Annotated in this window: 17 protein-coding genes; 5 read left to right on the top strand and 12 right to left on the bottom strand. The window is 49.1% G+C overall.

Features of this window, described 5'->3' with window-relative positions; all coding sequences use genetic code 11:
• Positions 1-355 precede the first annotated feature (355 nt).
• Positions 356-2,356, top strand: a complete 2,001-nt coding sequence (gene thrS / locus MKX40_RS07350; protein ID WP_339240470.1) for a threonine--tRNA ligase — start codon at positions 356-358, stop codon at positions 2,354-2,356.
• Positions 2,357-2,403: 47 nt separating this feature from the next.
• Here the strand turns inward: thrS and MKX40_RS07345 are convergent, their stop codons facing one another.
• Positions 2,404-3,267, bottom strand: a complete 864-nt coding sequence (locus MKX40_RS07345) for an SDR family oxidoreductase (protein WP_339240469.1) — start codon at positions 3,265-3,267, stop codon at positions 2,404-2,406.
• A 103-nt stretch (positions 3,268-3,370) separates the two neighbouring features.
• Here MKX40_RS07345 and MKX40_RS07340 point away from each other — a divergent pair, with 103 nt between their 5' ends.
• Positions 3,371-3,913, top strand: coding sequence for a hypothetical protein (locus MKX40_RS07340; RefSeq protein WP_339240467.1), 543 nt, complete (start codon positions 3,371-3,373; stop codon positions 3,911-3,913).
• A gap of 56 nt (positions 3,914-3,969) precedes the next feature.
• Entirely contained in the window at positions 3,970-4,701 is a 732-nt protein-coding gene (locus tag MKX40_RS07335; RefSeq protein WP_339240465.1) for an MBL fold metallo-hydrolase, read from the top strand.
• Positions 4,702-5,253: 552 nt separating this feature from the next.
• Here MKX40_RS07335 and MKX40_RS07330 read toward each other — a convergent pair.
• Complete coding sequence (locus tag MKX40_RS07330; RefSeq protein ID WP_339240463.1) at positions 5,254-6,468, bottom strand: PQQ-dependent sugar dehydrogenase; 1,215 nt, start codon at positions 6,466-6,468, stop codon at positions 5,254-5,256.
• A 271-nt stretch (positions 6,469-6,739) separates the two neighbouring features.
• Between MKX40_RS07330 and MKX40_RS07325 the strand changes: the two genes are divergently transcribed.
• Positions 6,740-7,828 carry a Xaa-Pro peptidase family protein gene (locus tag MKX40_RS07325; RefSeq protein WP_339240462.1) on the top strand — a complete coding sequence of 363 codons (1,089 nt, stop codon included), beginning with the start codon at positions 6,740-6,742 and terminating at the stop codon, positions 7,826-7,828.
• A 284-nt stretch (positions 7,829-8,112) separates the two neighbouring features.
• Here MKX40_RS07325 and MKX40_RS07320 read toward each other — a convergent pair whose 3' ends face one another.
• The 3 genes from MKX40_RS07320 to MKX40_RS07310 all read right to left on the bottom strand — a co-directional run bounded on the left by MKX40_RS07320 (position 8,113) and on the right by MKX40_RS07310 (position 11,132).
• Entirely contained in the window at positions 8,113-8,466 is a 354-nt protein-coding gene (locus MKX40_RS07320; protein ID WP_339240461.1) for a hypothetical protein, read from the bottom strand.
• 209 nt (positions 8,467-8,675) lie between these two features.
• On the bottom strand, positions 8,676-9,359 hold the full coding sequence (locus MKX40_RS07315; RefSeq protein WP_339240460.1) for a queuosine precursor transporter: 684 nt from the start codon (positions 9,357-9,359) through the stop codon (positions 8,676-8,678).
• A gap of 375 nt (positions 9,360-9,734) precedes the next feature.
• A complete protein-coding gene (locus tag MKX40_RS07310) occupies positions 9,735-11,132 on the bottom strand; it encodes an L-cystine transporter (RefSeq protein WP_339240459.1) in 1,398 nt (465 codons plus the stop codon).
• A 351-nt stretch (positions 11,133-11,483) separates the two neighbouring features.
• Between MKX40_RS07310 and MKX40_RS07305 the strand changes: the two genes are divergently transcribed.
• Positions 11,484-13,184 (top strand): methyl-accepting chemotaxis protein, encoded by a 1,701-nt coding sequence (locus MKX40_RS07305; protein ID WP_339240457.1) that lies wholly within the window; start codon positions 11,484-11,486, stop codon positions 13,182-13,184.
• A gap of 266 nt (positions 13,185-13,450) precedes the next feature.
• Here MKX40_RS07305 and MKX40_RS07300 read toward each other — a convergent pair whose 3' ends face one another.
• The 7 genes from MKX40_RS07300 to MKX40_RS07270 form a co-directional block, all read right to left on the bottom strand.
• Positions 13,451-14,995 carry a cobyric acid synthase gene (locus MKX40_RS07300; RefSeq protein ID WP_339242968.1) on the bottom strand — a complete coding sequence of 515 codons (1,545 nt, stop codon included), beginning with the start codon at positions 14,993-14,995 and terminating at the stop codon, positions 13,451-13,453.
• Positions 14,996-15,124: 129 nt separating this feature from the next.
• A complete protein-coding gene (gene cobS, locus MKX40_RS07295) occupies positions 15,125-16,015 on the bottom strand; it encodes an adenosylcobinamide-GDP ribazoletransferase (protein ID WP_339240455.1) in 891 nt (296 codons plus the stop codon).
• Entirely contained in the window at positions 16,012-16,572 is a 561-nt protein-coding gene (gene cobU / locus MKX40_RS07290; protein WP_339240453.1) for a bifunctional adenosylcobinamide kinase/adenosylcobinamide-phosphate guanylyltransferase, read from the bottom strand. The genes cobS and cobU overlap by 4 nt, the downstream gene beginning before the upstream one ends.
• Positions 16,569-17,690 (bottom strand): nicotinate-nucleotide--dimethylbenzimidazole phosphoribosyltransferase, encoded by a 1,122-nt coding sequence (cobT, locus tag MKX40_RS07285; RefSeq protein WP_339240451.1) that lies wholly within the window; start codon positions 17,688-17,690, stop codon positions 16,569-16,571. The genes cobU and cobT overlap by 4 nt, the downstream gene beginning before the upstream one ends.
• Positions 17,691-17,735: 45 nt before the next feature.
• Positions 17,736-18,542, bottom strand: coding sequence for an ABC transporter ATP-binding protein (locus MKX40_RS07280; RefSeq protein WP_339240450.1), 807 nt, complete (start codon positions 18,540-18,542; stop codon positions 17,736-17,738).
• Positions 18,539-19,585, bottom strand: a complete 1,047-nt coding sequence (locus tag MKX40_RS07275) for an iron chelate uptake ABC transporter family permease subunit (protein ID WP_307414522.1) — start codon at positions 19,583-19,585, stop codon at positions 18,539-18,541. Before MKX40_RS07275 ends, MKX40_RS07280 begins: the two co-directional genes overlap by 4 nt.
• Positions 19,582-20,580: an ABC transporter substrate-binding protein gene (locus MKX40_RS07270; protein WP_339240449.1), complete on the bottom strand. Its 999-nt coding sequence runs from the start codon at positions 20,578-20,580 to the stop codon at positions 19,582-19,584. Before MKX40_RS07270 ends, MKX40_RS07275 begins: the two co-directional genes overlap by 4 nt.
• Between the last annotated feature and the right edge of the window lie 84 nt (positions 20,581-20,664).

The following is a 20,664-nucleotide window of genomic DNA, read 5'->3' as shown; positions in this document are numbered from 1 at the left end:
CATATTTGGCGATGACCAGAGACAAGATTTCGTTTGCGTGCTGCCCAGAGAGAGAAGGGATTGGTGAAACCTTCTTCAGCGAACGGACCGGAATTACCCCTCTGCAGCCGTGAACTCGAACCTCAGCATCTCGGACTCCCCTTGGAATGTTCGGCTTGTTGCCAGTAGAGTTCACCGCCTGATCCCCGATAGCGGATTCCAATGAGGGTTATGATGTTTCCTGTTCACGGCGGCTGGCCGAGAGCAGAGTGCACCATAACCAAATTAGGGTGGAACCACGAGCCAAGCGCACTCGTCCCTTTTCCGGGACGGGTGTTTTTTGCGCTTTCATTTGATGAAATGGAGAGTGGTTCACATGAGCAAACAGGAAAACAGTAACTCCGCAAGCAACAAATCAGGTAACGAAATTAACAATCAAGCCAATGATCTGCCACCATCCAGTCAATCCATTAAGGTCCGTCTGCAAGGTGGAGATGTTCGTTCTTACGAAGCAGGCATCACTGTGGGTGCAGTCGCCTCATCCATCAGCACAAGTCTTGGAAAACAGGCGATCGGCGGTATTGCAGATGGTCAGAATATCGATCTCGATGGGGTGCTTGAGCAAGATTGCGAACTCGTCATTGTTACTTTGGACAGTGCGGAAGGCCTGTATCGTTACCGTCACAGCGCAGCACATGTGCTCGCACAGGCGCTCAAACGCATCTACGGTACAGAACAAGTGAAACTGGGTATCGGCCCAGTCATTGAGGATGGATTCTATTACGATGTTGATCTGGAACATGCCTTGTCCATCAGTGATCTGGCTGCCATTGAGCGGGAAATGAACAAAATCATTCAGGAGAATCATAAGATCAGTCGGCGGGTCGTTAGCCGGGAGGAAGCCCTCAGCATCTTCGGAGCAATCCAGGACCCCTACAAGCTTGAACTCATTCAGGATTTGCCGGAGGACGCCGAGCTTTCGATCTATGATCAAGGAGAGTTCTTCGATCTGTGTCGCGGTCCCCATCTCCCATCCACTGGACGGATCAAAGCGTTCAAGCTGCTGAATGTGGCTGGTGCGTACTGGCGGGGTAACTCGGATAATAAGATGCTGCAACGTATCTACGGCACTGCTTTCCCAAACAAAGCCCAGCTGGATGAACATCTGCACATGCTCGAAGAAGCGAAAAAACGGGATCACCGCAAACTCGGTAAAGAGCTTGAACTATTCATGTTCTCCGAAGAAGCGCCCGGCATGCCCTTCTATCTGCCTAAAGGCATGACTGTTCGTACTGAACTGGAGCAATTCTCGCGTGAGCTGCAATTACAGGAAGGCTATCAGGAAGTACGGACTCCGCTCATGATGAACAACCGGCTGTGGGAGCAATCCGGCCATTGGGAGCATTACAAGGACAATATGTACTTTTCGGAAGTGGACGATGCAACGTTTGCACTGAAACCAATGAACTGTCCCGGGCACATGCTGATCTTCAAAAATACACTCCATTCCTACCGCGAATTGCCAATTCGCATGATGGAATTCGGCCAAGTTCACCGTCATGAATTCTCAGGTGCCCTGAATGGCATGATGCGTGTGCGGACATTCTGCCAGGATGATGCGCATCTCTACGTCATGCCAGAGCAGATCGAGGACGAGATTAATCAGGCGATCTCACTGATTGGCCGTATGTATGATATCTTTGGATTCGAATATAAGATTGAGTTATCCACTCGACCGGAAGATTCCATGGGATCGGAAGAGCTGTGGGATCAGGCGGAACGTGCATTGCAAAATGTACTGGATCGCCGGGGCGTGGAGTATCGCATTAACGAAGGAGACGGTGCCTTTTATGGACCGAAAATTGACTTTCATATCCTTGATGCACTGAAGCGCAGCTGGCAGTGCGGAACAATCCAGCTTGATTTTCAAATGCCGGAGAAGTTCGACCTCACTTACATTGGCGAGGATAGCCTGAAGCACCGTCCGGTCGTGATCCATCGTGCCATCTATGGTTCCATCGATCGTTTCATCGGTATCCTGACTGAGCACTATGCAGGAGCCTTCCCACTTTGGCTCGCACCTGTGCAAGTGAAGCTGCTGCCTGTATCGGATCATTACGCAGATTATGCGCTCCAAGTCCAGAGCCAGCTCCGGGCTGCGGGCATTCGGGTAGAAACAGATCTGCGCAGCGAGAAACTTGGATACAAAATCCGTGAAGCCCAGATGGAAAAAGTACCTTATTCGCTCGTACTTGGTGAGAATGAGAAAAATGCCTCATCTGCCTCTGTCCGTGCATACGGTCAGGGAGATCAAGGCATTCAACGTATTGAAGCTTTTATTGAACTGGTTCAACAAGCTGTGAAGGCAAAAATATAAAAGTTAATGCGACCTGATTCATTGGTCAATCATCAGCTTGTGTTGCATTACAATTTCTCATCAGGCTTTAGCCCGACCTGTTCTTCGCTCCACGTCCAGAAACGCTCAGCTGAAGTATCATCAACGGCATGCGCCTTCAGCTGCTGCTCTTTCTGTTGATAGAAGTAACGCCCGGTGATGCCGACAACATCTGGGCTTGTAGCCAGATAAATAGCCGTTCGCGCCCCTTCTTCAGGGGACAGAAAAAAGGGAAGCTTGCCTACAAACGCCATAATGCGTGTGCCAAATCCGGTATTGCGATCTACACCAATACTCGTGCCCACCGCACCAGGATGTAGACAATTCACCGTAACCGAGGTACCTGACAGTTTACGGGCCAGTGCTCGAGTGAACAACACATTAGCCAATTTGGATTGGGCATAGCTTTTGATCGGATTATAACCTTTGTGCAGATGTGGATCTTCGAAGTGGATTTTGCCGGCCTTGTATGCACCTGACGACACGTTTACAACCCGTCCCTGCGTTGCAGCTTTTAGAGGTTCGATCAAAAGCAAAGTCAGCAGAAAATGACCCAGATGGTTAATGCCAATACTCTGTTCGAACCCATCTGAAGTTTCCTTTCGCTTGATCATCACCACTCCCGCATTATTCACCAGAACGTCAAGCCGATCATGACGCTCGCGGAATGTGCGGGCAAACTGGCGTATACTTTCGAGTGAACCCAGGTCACATAACATCAATTCAATTGCAGAAGAGCCGGACAGACGCACAGCCTCCTGAAGAGCATCCTGTCCGCGCTTCTCACTGCGGCATGCCATAATTACGTGATATCCTTGCTTTGCAAGTTCAATGGTGGTTGCCAAACCCATCCCTGAGTTGGCCCCTGTTACAATTGCTGTCTGAATGGACATGAGTACTTCCCTTCTGAACCAAAGGTTCCGAAATTAGAGGCGCGACGACGGACAATATGAGATAATGATAGGATCACATCTCGGTTTCCATGGGAGGACAAGTATGCTGACCAAAGATGACTTCAAAAAAGTTAAAAAACAAGCCAAACTTGAAATCGCACTACTCGAACAGGAATATCAGGAGATCTTGCAAAACGTTGATTCAACGCTGTATGAAAAATACGGTATTTTGGACAAAGAAGAAACACGTGAGTTCACCCGAAAACGCAAAAACCGAAGATATGCTTCACTGGTCATCGAACTATGCTCCATCATTGAACAGACGTTACATCAACTGTACAGACACGTATATCAGAAAAAGTTTAATTCGACCCAGCTGATGAAAACTCCTGCCTATCGGGCACGCTCCAACATGGAGATCATTCAAGCCGAACTGAGTAAAGAGTTCATTGCTCTGGAATCGGAAAAAGAACAATTCGCCGAAGCCCTCGGTCTGGTATTTCAGACAAGGAACAAACTTGTTCATGAGAACTTCTCTTTTGTCTCCATCGTTAAGGATGGCAGTAATGAAGAAGAAACGTTCGAATCACTGCTCCATACGGTCAAAAAATATAGAAAACACTTAAAATATAATCGCCCTGAATAACAACAATTATCGCTAAAAAAGAAAAGGAGGTGTACCGGACTACTGTCCGGATTACCATGAGCCATTCAACAACTTCAATTACTGTGCTACATCTTCAGATTCCCACACCTTCCGGGAACAGTCCCATATTTCCCGTCATGCTTCGTGATGAAGATGGCGTGACCTTGGTGGATACGGGCATGATTGGCCAATTTGCTGAACTTCAATCCGCATTGGAACAAGAGGGCGTACAACTCTCGGACGTCAAACGTGTGATTATTACACATCAGGACATCGATCATATCGGTAATCTGGGCGCTCTTCTGGATGCTATCCCCGATCTGGAAATCTGGGCACATGCCGATGAGATTCCATATCTAACTGGTGAGAAACCTTTGATCAAGTTCACTCCTGAACGTCGTGCTCTGTTGCCTGCGCCCGTTCTGGCACTGGCAGACCAATTGCTCTTGCAGCTGCCCGAAGTGAACATCAGCAGAATTCTGACAGACGGAGACCTGTTACAGCTTCAAGGAGGCACACAAGTCATTCATACACCTGGACATACCCCAGGTCATATCTGCTTGTATTTCGGAGAGCAGCAGTTCCTGCTTGCTGCCGATGAACTTCGTGTGGTTGATGATGAACTCGTTGGCCCTGCGCCACCTGCGACACCGGACATGCCTGAAGCACTCCGAAGCTTGAAGAAACTGACAGACCTTAAACTTGATAAAGTTCTCTGTTATCACGGTGGAGAGTACACCAATGATCCGGCTCAGCGTATTGCCACACTTGCGGAGAGCGCAGAATAAATAAGAACGCGGAACTGTGAATGTTCTGGCGACCATAACGCATCCTTTTAAATCTTGTAGATTGGTGTGGCACACCTACGTTGTACCCTCTTCAGGATTAGGATGACACATCCTTTACAATCAAGGAGCTGTCCCATAAGTCATGAATTTGACGGGACAGCTCCTTTGATTAATTAAGCATGTACATCTACTTATATTACACCGCTATATTTCACCACGCATGTGCACAGAATCTTTCTCCTGCCCGTTTGGCAAAACAATTCACCGAAAAATCCGTAACGTGAGTGTCTGATTTTTGACAGAGTCCCACCTTTAATGAATTGGGCACACTCTAAACGCTATAGCTGTTTTGTAACGAATCTGAGACACCCTATACGCAGTATTTTGAGTATCAAGATTTTCTAACGAACTCCAGACACCTTATTTACTCATTTCGTTGATTTTCCCGCAGGTTTCGAGTGAATTTTGGCGATATAACGTGGCTGAGGTTCGTTACATTCTACAAACGCCATTAAACCTCTATTTAAGGTGTGTCAGGTTCGTTAGAATAAATCAACTCTCCGGGGTAAGTACAATCAGCTTGTCATCCCCATCCCGTGGCGTTCCTCGTCCATCCCGATTGTTCGTAAGCACATATAACTTTCCGTCCTCGCCAGCACTCACATTGCGAATCCGTCCCCACTCATCTTCGAAGATCGGTTCCACCTTCTCCACCTGTGTACCGTCTTCCGAAAGAGTAATCTTCAGCAACTGCTCTCCACGCAGATTTGCGGCAATCAGTGAGCCGGCCCAAGGTCCTTCTTCAACAAAAGCTACACCAGACGGCGCCCACGTATCATTCCCACTATGTGCGAGTGGAGCCTGATATGCACCATTGTCATCCTCGTCTCCCTCCACCTCGGGCCAGCCATAATTCTCACCCGCTACAATCCGGTTAATCTCATCATGATTACGTTGACCATGCTCAGTCGCATAGAGATAACCGTTGTCCGGGTTCCAGGCCAGTCCCTGTGCATTTCGGTGCCCCATGCTGTACACAGGTGAATTCGGCCACGGGTTGTCTGCAGGGATCGATCCATCGAGACCAATCCGCAGTATTTTACCCCCAAGGCTATCTTTGTTCTGTGACAGTTCCGGTTCATACCGCTCACCTGTCGTGATATAGAGCAACTTGTCCGGGCCAATCTTGATCCGCCCACCATTATGATTCGTTCCGCCTGGAATGTTACCAAGCAGTTCTTTGTCTATAACGGCTTTCCCCTCAGTCACCTTGAGGCGTAACACCCGATTGGCAATGTCGTCGCCTTCCAGATAGGAGTGGTACGCATACAAATAACCGTTCTCCTCAAAGTCCGGATCAGCTGCAAGACCCAACAGCCCTCCTTCACCTTCTTTATTAAACGGAGCTGAGAATTCAATCAATGGTTCAGGGGCCAGTTTTCCATCCTCAATAATCCGAATTGCACCAGGGCGCTCCGTTACAAACATCCGACCATCAGGCACACTTACCATCTCCCAGGGTGCATTCAATCCTTCAACCAGAACGGAAGCCTGATACGGAATAACCGCCTCTCCCTGCGCTCCACTCTCGTTTTCACTCGCACCAGTATTGCCTCCGTTGGCTGTCTGCCCCTGACCTGTCCCCTGTCCCTGAGACGACGTCTGCTCTGTTCCACCAACAGAGGGATCGGCTGAAGAACATGACGCTGTTAACAGTGCCACACTTAATAATGAAGCATACAGTGGAACGGTTCCTCGATTATTCATGATGACATCTCCCTTCGCAGATCGTACTTTTGTATAAAATAACGAAGCTAAACCTCAACGTATGGTTAATCTGTTGTTTTTATGTTGTTCTCTATAGTTGTGATGCTATTATTCATGTACAGCGGTTTCGCCCTGTATTACCCTTCACACCAGCCGCTCAAACGAAGAATTCAAGGGATTCAACCGATCTGAAATCACTACAGTTTGGAATTCCATCATATTCTTTTATAATAGAAAGATAGTAAGAATCGAAAGGTGGACAACTACACTTATGAATCAAACCCCTTTATCCCGTCTTGAAGCCGATCTGTCCGGGCAAGGATTGGACGCCATGCTGATCACAGATCCGAAACATATCTACTATTTAACTGGATTTGCGAGCAATCCGCATGAACGCTTCCTTGGCCTGGTTCTCGCACGCGGCGAAGAGCCCCTGTTGATTGTACCTGCACTTGACGCTGAAGCTGCGGCAGCCGCTTCTTCGGTATCCAACATTGCAACTCACACGGATACGGATAATCCGTATGCTTTGTTTGATCGTTATCAGGGGCGCTTGGGCCGAGTCGGTCTTGAAAAAGAATACGTGACGGTCGCACGTTATGAGCAGCTTACTGCCGCTCTTGGTGCTGCCAGCTTCCAAGATGTAGGCCCGTTGCTTCGCACATTACGTGTGAAAAAAACACCCGATGAGGTCGCCCGCATTCGCCACGCCATTCATTTGATCGAAGAAACATTGCGTCAAGGGCTCTCTCATGTTCGCACAGGCGTAACCGAGATTGAACTTGTTGCCGAGATGGAGTATCAGATGAAAAAGCTGGGCGCTGACGGCCCTTCCTTTGATACCATGGTGCTCACGGGACCCAAAACAGGCCTGCCACACGGGACACCGGGTGAACGGAAACTGCAACATGGTGACCTGTTGATGTTTGATATGGGTGTGTATGCTGCAGGATATGCTTCGGATATCACGCGTACATTTGCCTTTGGTGACATCTCACCTGAACTCAAAACCATCTATAACACGGTGCTCGCAGCGAACGAAGCGGCTATCCAAATCGTAAAACCAGGCATCACCTGCGCTGAAGTGGATCGTGCAGCACGCCAGGTCACGGAAGAAGCCGGATACGGAGAGCGCTTTATGCATAGAGTAGGACACGGACTGGGTATTGACGTACATGAGTATCCTTCTCTTCATGGAGAGAATATGGACATCCTGAATGAAGGTACCGTATTCACAATTGAACCGGGCATATATACCGCAGCAGGCGGCGTTCGTATCGAAGATGATGTCATCGTGACCGAGACAGGTGTCGAAGTTCTGACAACATATCCAAAAGAACTGCAAATCCTTAGCGACTAATCCAATTGGATCTATGTCAAAACAACACCATATCCATCTATGTTCAGCCGATCTTGCATCATGAACCGCACTGCACGAAACTGCGCTGAGCTGTATCTTCAAAATAATATACTCCTTAGGCGTACGCCTTAGGCCCATATACAGAAAGAGTAGCAAGTACAATCGCGAACGCAAAATCCCGAAATCCATGATATCATGGGTTGCGGGATTTTATTTATACGAAGCATATCCTAAGTTACTCCGTCGGCATCCTACGTGTCTTATTCCTGCTTACTCATTTAGCATTAGTCAAACTCATGCGTGATATCCTGCCAGGATTCCAGCTGTGGCAGCTGTTGCTTCCCCCAATAATCCAGAAACCATTGAATAATCGCGTTCGGATCTGTTGTGCTGTAGCTGTAATGCCGGAAACCGCCCTCACCTTCCTGCAAGCGAATCTCCGCCACCATGTACCCTGGCTCCTCAAGCGCAGCAGCCTGCATATACATACTTCCCTCCACCAGCTCCGAAGGTACAAGTACTACGTAGTCCTGCAATTCCAGATTGGTAATCAAATCCACCAATAACGAGGCATTCATGCTATCATTCTCGTAGGTTGTGCCATTGCTTTCCAGTGTATAACGCAGTGTAGAGTACATGTGCGATTCCCCTTTGGTTGTAATCATCGTTGGCTAATGATACATGCTCATAACGACAGGTCGTTTATATTATAACGTTTTCATAATAATGTAAAAAGAGTTTTTCTTGTTTCGGGGACATGTGTTTTCTATAAAAAATCCCCTTGCAGAGTCCGAATTATAATGGACTGCACAAAGGGTGATTTTAAGTGATCCTCTTTGAATATTCTTTAAACTTCATCCTTAAACTTAAAGCTGCGTGCAGCATACAGGAACGGTGTTCCAACCGCAGTTAATACGAATTTGATAATATACGTCGTCAGGAAGATTTCCAGCCATACATCCCAAGGATAGATGAACGCAAATGCGATCGTGCAGAACACCAATGTATCCACAAATGAACTGATGATCGAACTGCCGTTGGTACGAATCCACAACTGATTGCGCCCTGGGGCCACCTTGCGCAGCCAGGAATATAATCGTACATCCAGGAACTGACTGATGAAATAGGCGGTCAAACTTCCGAGAGCCAGACGTGGCAGCAGACCGAACAATGTTTTCATCGAATCCTGTGCAAAGTCCGTCGGTGCCGGCTCAAAGAACAACACCATCTGCATCAGCACCGTCGTCATGATCAACGTAAAGAATCCGAACCATACAGCTTTGCGCGCTTCACCTGGTCCATATTTCTCATTGAGCAGATCACTGGTCAGATACATGCTGACATACATCGTGTTGCCAAGCGTCAGTACGATTCCCATAATATCTATCGTTTTGGTCACCTGAATGTTGGCTATAACCGTAGCCACACCAATCCAGGCATAGAGACCTTTTTTACCGAACAAGCGGTAACACAACAGGAAAAATCCATAAGTTACGAGAACGAAAACCGCTCCCCACCCTAAGTTAAACATAAATACATACACTGCCTTCCTAGTTTTGATTACGCGGGATGGTTACGAACCGCGGTTTGGCTCAGGGCCAAAACATGAATACTCTATCACATTTCTCGTCCCATGAACAGAACTAAATAACTCCAAGTGTGCATGAGTCACTACGCCCCTCCTATATTCCATGTGTTCCTCTCGACCATACTACGCTTTTCCTACATCCATCTCTCTTACCACGAGCATCAAAAAGCATACGGCTTCACACAACATGCACAGGTTTGATGATGTGATGGCTACAAAAAAAACCGCCCTCCGGATTCCTCCGAAGGACGGCTTTTCTCACATAGATTGCAGAAGGCTCTAACTATCTTGCCACGAGCCTCTATCCAATCCAGTCTATTAAGCCTGAACAGCTGAATCCAGCTCACGGCTCTGATCATTGAATGTGTCATGATCATTTTCTTTCAAAATTTTGCTGGTTACAAGTCCAGAAGTCATGGACCCGTTCACGTTCAAGGCTGTACGACCCATGTCGATCAGCGGTTCAACAGAGATCAGCAATCCTGCCAAAGCTACAGGCAGGTTCATGGTGGACAATACAATCAGGGAAGCGAACGTTGCCCCGCCGCCAACACCTGCCACACCAAACGAACTGATCATAACAACAAGGATCAACGTCACGATGAAGTCCCAGCTCAGCGGGTCGATGCCGACCGTTGGAGCAATCATCACCGCCAGCATGGCCGGATAGATCCCGGCGCAGCCGTTTTGCCCAATTGTAGCACCAAAGCTTGCAGACAGATTCGCAATACCGTCCGATACGCCCAGTTTCTTCGTCTGTGTCTCCACATTCAGCGGGATCGACGCTGCACTTGAACGGGATGTGAAGGCAAATACCAGTGTTGGCAGAACCTTTTTCACATACGTAATCGGGTTGAACCCGGACAGTGAGATGATGATCAGGTGAATGATAAACATCACGATGAGGGCCACGTAGGACGCAATGACGAATTTGATCAACTTGAGAATTTCATCCGGATTCGTGGTCGCCGTCACTTTGGTGATAAGGGCCAGAATCCCGTATGGCGTAAGCCTGAGCACCAATGTTACAATCCGCATAACCACCGCGTATACGGCATTAACCATACCTCGGAATGTTTCCGCCTGTTGTGGTTTTTTGCGATCCAGTCCAAGTACAGCTACACCGATGAACGCGGAGAAGATAACGACCGCCAGTGTGGATGTACGACGTTCTCCTGTCATATCTGCAAATGGATTCGAAGGAATAAATTCCAGCACTTGCTGCGGAATGGTCTGATCCTTCACATCAACAAGACGTTCCTCCATCTTCTGACCCTGGGCGATCTCACGATCTCCACCTTCAATTTCAATGGAAGTAAGGTTAAAGCTAAGGCTCGTTACAATGCTGACCCCTGCAGCAATCGCTGTGGTGATCAACAGAATGGCAATGATGGAAACACTCATCTTACCGAGATTTTGCTTGCCCTTCAGATTCATGATGGCTGAGATGATCGACACCATGATCAATGGAATCACAACCATTTGCAACAAACGAACATATCCTGAACCGACCAGATTGAACCAATCGACTGATTTCGTAACTACATCAGAACCTGATGTGTACACCAATTGAAGAATAACCCCGTACACAACCCCCAGTCCAAGACCCGCAAATACGCGTTTCGTAAAGGAGATATGCTTTTTCTGCATCCAGTAGAGGATGCCAAGTAAAGCAAGCATCACCACTACATTCAATATGATTAGAAAAGTATCCATTTCTTTAAATCCTCCTCAGGCATGTGTGTAACCGGAACATATCCGATTTTCTCTTCTATTTCTTGTACTTCCAACAAGACATTTTACAATATACCATATAACAAACTATTCTGGTAGGTATTAATTGATATTATGTAATATGTATGTAACAGATTCATCAATTTCTGAAAAAAATACACCAATTCGTGAAAATTGTTCTATTCAACCTCCGGTTAATTTTGTAATATAGGTATATCCGCTTATTCCCAAGTTTTCTCAACATATAATTTAGGTCTTTCTTCATTGGTAGATAGGTCTTATGAGTACGGAAAAGCGATAATGTTAATGAACTTGACGTGAAAGGATGATCATATGTTTCGTAATCGCACCGTTGCCGGTAAAATCAGAGGCACCTTGTTCCTCGTTCTGCTGGTTGCTTCTCTGTTGTTCAGTATTAGTTTCTATGCCGTGTCGATGAATATTATTCAAAGTTACGTTCTACCGCAGTTCGACAAAGTCCTAAACACGTCCATTCAGGATATATACAAGAATACTTCTGCCTCCAAAATCCTACAGGTACAGAGTGGCGGAGCCGGTTCAGAAGGTGCTGCCATGACCGTGGAATCGTATCTGGCCGAAAAAGCAAAAGAACATAATCTAGATGCGGCTTACGTTGTTGCTATTCAGGACGGCTCAGCCAAAGTCGTTGTAGCCAACTCTTCCTCAGGTATGAAAGCCCAGGATGAGATCACTGTAGAGCCAGCAATGAACACAGCCATCGAGAGCAAAGAAATGGTAATCAGCGAAGTCTATTCGGACTCCTTTGGTGTACATAAAGCAGCATTCATTCCAATTGCAGGTAGTAATATGATTATGGCTGTGAGCATGGACGCCCAATTCATTCAGGATAAGATTACCCAAATTTTCTGGCTATGTCTTGGGATTACAGCATTAGTCTTTGTGCTCGGTTGGCTGATCTCCACTAGTATGATCAAAAGAGTAACCAAACCGATCATCAAGCTTGTCCAACATAGTAAACAAATATCCCAAGGTGATCTGACCGCTGAACTCCAGATCAAAGGCAAAGATGAAATTGCCCAGCTCGCTTCAAGCTTCCAGACGATGACACATAATCTGAAAGAAATGATCAGCCGTGCCTTGTCCACGTCCAATGAAGTGGTGTCAGGCTCCAATGACCTGCTTCAACGGGTTGAATCGATGTCTGGTATGGTACGGAACTCCAGCCGCTCTGCAGAAGATGCAGAGAAAGGCAGCATCAGCATTGCGTCAAGCGCATCCGAGAACGCCAGAGCCATGGAGGAAATTACGCAGGGCATCATGCATATTGCTTCATCTTCTGCCGAAGTATCCGAGCAGATTGGGGAAGCAGCCAATGAAGCAGTTAACGGTAACCGATTGGCTCAGAATGCCGTTGAGCAGATGGAACGTGTAGGCCAGACAGCAAGTGAATCACTACGGTATGTGGAGACCATGAATGAACGTTCGGTAGCCGTAGGTACCATTGTTGCTTCCATTTTTGAAATCACCAAACAGATCAACATGCTGTCACTCAACGCCTCCATTGAAGCAGCACGTGCCGGAGAGCATGGCCGCGGATTCGCTGTCGTTGCCGGAGAAGTTCGCAAACTTGCCGAACAATCCAAAACAGCCACAGAGGAAATCTCGGATTATCTGGGCACCATTCGAGAAGACGCTGAACGGTCTGTTGATGCCATGAACCGTGTTACCCAGGAGATTGGTTCAGGTACAACTGTTGTTCAACAAGCAGGCTCAGCCTTCCAGCAACTGAATGAATTGATCCAGAACGTCAATCTGACCATTCAGACCGTCTCTGCTTCGACACAACAAGTATCCGCTGGTGCTGAAGAAGTAAGTGCGTCCGTGGAAGAAACGGCACAGATTACGTCCAAATCCCGTGAGAGCATGTTACAGATTGCTTCAACAGCAGATCTTCAACTCAGCGAGATGGATTCACATTCGGATACGGTTCGCCATCTGCATGAACAAGCTGTAGAGCTGCAATCCGCCATGAAGAAATTCAAAATAAACTAACAGGTAAACCATTAACCCATCATCACCTGATTTAAACCTTGTTTAATCATAGGATATACAATACCCCCATGCCGCTAACATTCCGTTTCTAGAGAAAGGTATGTCGGACATGGGGGTATTGTTGTATAAGAACTGTTTTATGACGATTAACAAATGCATTTAATCCATTTCATAATCAATACCTGAGCGTATTAATCACATTCCCATACTGATTATATCACTTGATGTTTTCTCGCTCAGATCGGCTGTTGACTCTGTTCTCCTGCTCACTCCGGTAACTTAATACCCATTATCTCGTACACACGCTGCATATCCAATGCCGAACGCAATGATTCGGCTACCCGATCGAACTCCATCTCTTTACGTTCATGCGCACTGTATGTCTCCTGAAGCGGAACGAGTCCTTTTCCAACACGCAAACCATTCAGCCATGAACGTCGGAATTGATCACTTTCAAACAAACCATGCAGATAAGTTCCCCACACCCTGCCATCCGTTGTGCCCCAGCCTTCATGGAATGGTTCACCACCTGGATGGGAGATTTCAAACAATCCGGTGACATGCTCCGGCTCGTGACACTCCGTAACACCCATATGAATCTCATATCCGTTTACAGGTAATGAAGCGTCAGCTGCATCTTGTTCACTATACAGACGAACAGGATGATCAGGCTGCACTCGACCGGAAGCTCTAACCGTCTGTTTGTTCTGAAGAAACGTTGTCGATAGCGGAAGCCAGCCAAGTCCCTTCGCTTCCTGAATCTGATTTGCCTCCACAGCAAATGGGTCCTTCAGATGACGTCCCAGCATCTGGTATCCGCCACATATGCCTACGAGCTGGACATGCTCACGCTCGGTCTGGCTGGCGATTGCCTGCTCCAGACCAGACTCACGCAGAAATCCCAGATCCCCTATCGTATCCTTCGTACCCGGCAGAAGAATGGCATCCGGACTGCCCAATTCCTCTGGCGATGTCACGTAACGCACATTCACATCCGGTTCACGGGAAAGGGCATCAAAGTCTGTAAAGTTGGAAATTCGCGGATATCGAATCACTGCCAGATCCAGCTCGGTTTTGCCGAATTTCCCATGACGCATGGAGTCCAGCACCACTGAATCTTCCGCTTCAATCTGAATATCTCTTATGTAAGGCAATACCCCTAATACTGGAATGCCTGTCCGTTCTTCGAGCCAGTCGAGTCCCGGCTGCAACAGGGACAGATCGCCTCGGAACTTGTTGATAATGAACCCTTTGACACGAGCCACTTCATGCGGTTCCAGCAGCTCCAGCGTACCTACAATGGAAGCAAACACCCCGCCGCGATCAATGTCGGAGATCAAAATTACCGGCGCATCGGCCCAACCTGCCAGATTCATGTTGACGATATCCCGATCCTTCAGATTGATCTCGGCTGGACTGCCCGCTCCTTCCATCAGGACAATGTCATAGGTATCCCGCAACCGGTTCAACGCATCCATAACCGTCTGCTTTGCTTCTGGCAGGAAATGCTGACGGTAGTCCGAAGCACTCATCTGGGCAAAAGGTACCCCATGCACCACGATCTGCGAATGCATGTCCCGCACCGGCTTGATCAAGATGGGGTTCATGTCGGTAGTCGCCTCAATACCGCAGGCTTCGGCCTGTGCCCCCTGGGCCCGACCAATCTCCTTGCCATCTTCCGTCACATAGGAATTCAGCGCCATATTCTGTGACTTGAACGGGGCTGGCTTAAAGCCATCCTGCTTGAATATACGGCATAATGCCGTTGTGATGACACTTTTACCCACATCGGAAGCCGTCCCTTGCAGCATGAGTACTGCTGCTGTTTGCTGTACAAGCTTACCCTCCACGATCTCTCCCCCTGTCTACGTGTTATCTCCAGATCACCATGCTGCCAACCTCATGCGTAACGCTCTCCAAACTGCTTCACACTTCAAAAGTTAAAGCCAGAACAGTCCTTGAAGCACGCTCAGCACGGTCAACAAAGCCGCCTCCAGTAGCTCATTCATGGCACCATACGTATCCCCGGTTAAACCGCCGAGTCGTTCACTGATCCGCGCAGCCACGAATCGGCCGATGTAATAACACGCCACAGGCAGTATAATAACGGCCGTCACCGGGTATAGCCACCATGGCAGTGTTCCCAGACCACTCAGCATTGCATCTGCAATCCCCATATCCGGCTTGAAAAGCCACACCGCGGCAAACGTAACTGCCCCTGCGATCAAGGTCAGCCCCACGGCTGAGCTGCGTGCACGCTGGACCTCTTTCCGCTCACCGAGTCCTTTGAACAATACGGCAAGTCCATCATCTCCGCGCGCATTCGGCCATGCAGAAATCGCATACACCATGAACCAGCGGCTCCAGATCATGGGCAGGATCAACAGCGCACCATACACCCAGTGGCCCCGGGCAATGAAATCGGCGATCAGCGCCGCTTTCATCATCAGCAACAAGACGCAGGCGATCACGCCCATGGCCCCCACACGGCTGTCCTTCATAATCTCCAGCATTCGCTCACGAGTACGATAACTGAGCAAACCATCTGCCGTATCCATCCATCCGTCAAGATGAAGCCCACCAGTGAGCCACACCCATAGCGTCAAGGTCAGGACGGCAGCCGGAAAGGCGGGAAGCACTGCACCGCTTAAGGCTCCCGCGAGCCAGACACACAGACCGATTGCAGCACCGACCAGCGGATAAAAAACAACACTTTCACGCAGCAGCGGCGGGACAAAATCGATGTGCATTTTGACAGGGAAACGGGACAAAAATTGAAAAGCGGCTGCCGCGGCATTTTTGCGCTGAGGAGCAGGCGTGCCATCCTTCATAAGCGGTACTCCTTGCTTTTCAGTTCAGTCGCAATGCCTACGGTTACCAGAAACACTTCACCGCATATCGCCGCAATGCGCTGATTTAATACACCGGCCAAATCCCGATATTTCCTGCCAAGGGCATATTCCGGTACGATCCCGTCCCCCACTTCATTTGTAACAAGAACGAGCAAACCGGGATAGATTCGAATCGCTTCAACCAGCGCATCCAAATGTCCCTGTAACACCTGCTTCTCGTCATGCTCATGTGCTAACAAAACATTCGTCAGCCAAAGCGTCAGGCAATCCACCAGAATGGTGGGTGCAGAAGTCCCTGTGTGCCCTTCACCCATGCGATTAATCAAAGCAGGCAGATGCATCGGCTCTTCCATCGTATGCCACAGATACCCCGATGCCTCGCGCTGCTGCTGATGCATGGCGATACGCTCACGCATTTCATCATCGTACGCCTGGGCTGTCGCCACATACCAGGCCTCCGAGGAACGCTGCATGCAGAGACGTTCGGCAAAGGAGCTTTTGCCACTGCGTGCCCCGCCCGTCACCAGTACGCTCATCGGGAATCCTCTCTTTGCACGGATGAGTCATCCGACGCAGCGGAGTCCGAAGCAGGGCTTGTCCCGTCCGAGACACCCGCGCTTGCAAAGGTCGCCATCTCGTTCAGAATAAGGCATGCTGCGTCAATCAGATGAAGACTGAGCACACCACCTGTGCCTTCACCCAGACGCATGTCCAGATCCAGCATCGATTTCAGATCCAGTTCACGCAGCAGCGCTCCATGTCCATTTTCATGTGAAGTATGAGAAGCGATCATATAAGCGGTACTCAGCGGTGCAAGTTGTCTCGCAACCAGCGCCGCGGCGGTAGAGATGAACCCGTCTACAACAACCGGGCAACGATGAGCAGCTGCTGCGAGGATAACCCCCGTGAGTCCAGCAATCTCCAGTCCACCCACTTTGCATAGAACATCCAGTGCATCTTCCGGGTTCGGAGCGTTTACACTAAGTGCCCGGCTGACTACAGCAGCCTTGCGCTGCAAGCCTGCATCATCAATTCCGGTACCTCTCCCCACGGCGGCGGCAGGTGCAACTCCGGTTAGTGCGCTCATTACCGCAGCACTTGCAGTGGTGTTGCCGATTCCCATCTCTCCAGTGACAAACAGCTGTGTTCCCTTCGCCACCTCTGCCGATACAACTTTGGCTCCTGCAAGGATAGCCCGAACGGCCTCATCCCGGGTCATCGCTGCACCTCGGGCCATGTTGGCCGTGCCTTTGCGAATTTTATGGGAAAGCAGGTCTGGATGTTCAAGATCGGCATTCACACCGATATCCACACAGATCACATCAGCTCCGGCGTGACGGGCAAGCACATTCACCGCAGCGCCCCCAGCGAGGAAATTCTGGACCATCTGCGGAGTTACTTCAGCAGGAAAAGCACTGATGCCTTCTTCCACTACGCCGTGATCTGCGGCCATGACAATGACCGCCCTGTGATCAAAACGCGGACGTGCATTACCCGTCATGCCAGCCAGGCGGATCACCAGCTCTTCCAATTTGCCCAGACTCCCTGGCGGCTTCGTCAACGAATCCACGTGCGCAGAGGTTTCTGCCGCCACTTCCTGATTAGGAGCGGTAATCCTTTTGGTTATTTGCTCCAACATCTGTTCATTATTCATACAACCAGCACTTCCTTCATCAAAATATGGGTTGCCCCGCTTCAATTAATCGATGTCCCGCCGTAGCAGCAGTTGAGGTATGGCATGGTCGGGATGGGAGACAATTGCGGGTTTGACGCGAAATATGTCCTGAATATTCGCTTCGTTGATTAACGTATGAGGTGTGCCCTTTCCAACCGCCATGCCCTCACGCAGCGCCAGAATGTGATCGCAAAATAATGCGGCCAGATTCAGATCATGCAGCACAGCTACAATCGTAATGTTATTTCTCTGTCGCCAGGCCGATAACAACTCCATGAATTGCAATTGATATTTAATATCCAGAAACGTAGTCGGCTCGTCCAGCAGCAACAACCGTGGCTCCTGAGCCATGACTTTTGCTAGTGCGACCCGCTGCCGTTGTCCGCCGCTGAGTGCATCCAGAGGTCTGTCCGCGAGCTCCGTCAATCCCAGATCTTCAAGTACCCTGTCTACCACAAGTGCCCCATCACCCGCTTCCCGCCCCAGCCAGTTCTGGTACGGATATCGCCCCATCTCCACCACGTCTCGTACAGGATAAGAGATGGGTGGCAAGCCGTCCTGCTGCAATACAGCGATCATGCGTGACAGGTCCTTACGGCTGTATGAGCTGATATCTCGAGCATCGATACGGATCTGACCTTCGCTTAACTGTTCCGTTCCGGCAATAAGCTGGATCAGAGTGGACTTGCCGCTACCGTTTGGACCAACAATTCCCCACCAGTCACCTTCATCAACATGCCAGTCTACACTGCGCAATGCCTGATGATCACCATATGACTTCCCAGCTCCCTTAATGGAAATAAGTGAGTTTGAACCGGTACTGGAATTCATGGCATCATCCCCTTCTGCAACTTTTTATTCCGGTGCAGCAGGTAAGCAAAGAACGGCGCACCAACAAAGGCGGTGACGACCCCGAGCGGAATTTCAGTGGGCGCCAGCAACGACCTTGCGATGGTATCGGCCCACACCATGAAGATCGCTCCACCAATGGCTGATAAAGGTACCAACAGTCGATAATCCGGCCCCACCAGCAGCCGCAACATATGCGGGATCACCAATCCAACGAATCCGATGACACCGGATACCGAGACAGCCCCTGCGGTCAGCAGTGTGCCGACTGCCAGCACGGAGAGCTTAAGCCTGTCCACGCCGATCCCGATATGTGCCGCTTGACGTTCTCCCAGCGCAAGCACATTTAACGAGCGTGCCCGGCTCCAGAGAAAGACCAGCCCCAGCAGAAAATACGGGAAAAGGATGGCCGTATACGACCACCCGCGTAATGCCAGACTTCCCATCGTCCAGTATATAATTTCATTAATCGTCTGTTTCGACATGGTCGACAGGAAGGAAACAACTGCTCCCAGGAAACTTTGCATGACCACACCAGCCAGAATGAGGCTGTGTGTTGGTATTTTACGCCCTTCACGAGCCAGTGCCATCACAAACCATAACGTGATTACACCCGTCAAAAATGCAATTAGAGGTAACGTCCAGATTCCGATCAGTGCGTACTGCAATCCGAAGAAAATCAGGAAAGCCGCCCCTACCGACGCACCGGATGATACACCGAGCGTAAACGGATCGGCCAGCGGATTACGCAGCACACCCTGGAAGCCCGCACCCGCAATAGCCAGTGAAGCCCCCACGAGCACAGCAAGCAGTACACGCGGAAAACGCACTTTCCAGATAATCTGTTCGGCTGCCTTATTCCAATCCGGTGTAATCCAGTCGCCCACCCAGGGAATTTTGTGAATCAGGATGCCGGCAATATCCCGAATTGGCAAAGCTACTGAACCAATGCCCGTGCAGATGAGCACGGTAAGCACCAGCAGCACCATGCCCGTCGTTCCGAACAGGATCAGCTTTTTACTCATTGGAACAAGTCAGGATAGATCGCTTTGGCTACTTCTTTCAACCCTTGAGTTACCCGTGGACCCGGACGGCTCAGCAGGTTGGCATCCAGGCCAATAACCGCGTCATTTTTCACAGCCGTAATTTGATCCCAGCCGCTGCGCGCCTTGATGATCTGATCCAGTGTTTTGGAGTTTTCATCAATTACATCGTTGGCATACAAGATTACATCGGGGTTAGAGGCAATCACGTTTTCTTCATTGATTTGGTACCAGCCTTCTTCGTTTGAAGCGATATTGGTTCCTCCGGCTACAGTGATCAGTTCGTCCATGAACTCACCTTTACCTACCGACCAACCTGGGGAGAATTCAACGTATACTTTTTTCTTCTCTTCCGGTTTAACGGCCTTCACCGCTTCGGTTACATCCGTCACGTCCTGTTTCATCTGAGTGATGATTTCTTGTGCTTTTTCCTGATGATCGGTAATTTTACCGAAGGTTTCGATATTGTTCATCACATCGTCAATGGATTTAGGATCCGTTTTGAAAATGGTAATACCGAGTTCGCGCAGCTTCTTCACGGCATCCTCACTCATCGAGATACCTGTAAAGACAATGTCGGCTTCAGATGCAATGATGGACTCTTCGTTGGGCTTGGTGATGCCACCCATTTTCGCTTTGGTTGTTGCTGCTTCCGGATAATCATCATAGTCGGATACACCAACGATCTGTTCATCCAATCCAAGGGCAAACAGGGACTCTGTCTCAGCTGGTGACACGGATACAATTTTGGCTGGCGCCTTTTCAAAAGTAAACGATTCACCCGTTGCATCCGTAACGGTCAGTGGATATTGCGTTTTGAGGTCCGTCTGCGCCTGGCCTTGGGACTGCTCCTGTGCCGGTTGCTGCGAAGTTCCTGTGCCCTCGTTCGTTGTTGCATTGCCACAACCGGCCAAAGCCAGTGCGAGTGCCGCTGCACTTAGCAGGGACGCTACGCTTTTCCAATTCTTGATATTCATTCTGTTATTCTCCCCTTCTCTATCTGTACTATTTTCTTGCAACATGCTTGAACTCTTACTACCTTGCCTTGGTGTTCCTGTACA

This window comes from Paenibacillus sp. FSL R5-0517, assembly GCF_037974355.1.
Classification (GTDB): domain Bacteria; phylum Bacillota; class Bacilli; order Paenibacillales; family Paenibacillaceae; genus Paenibacillus.
The sequence above is the reverse complement of the archived record's forward strand: the minus strand, read 5'-3'. Positions and strand labels throughout refer to the sequence as shown.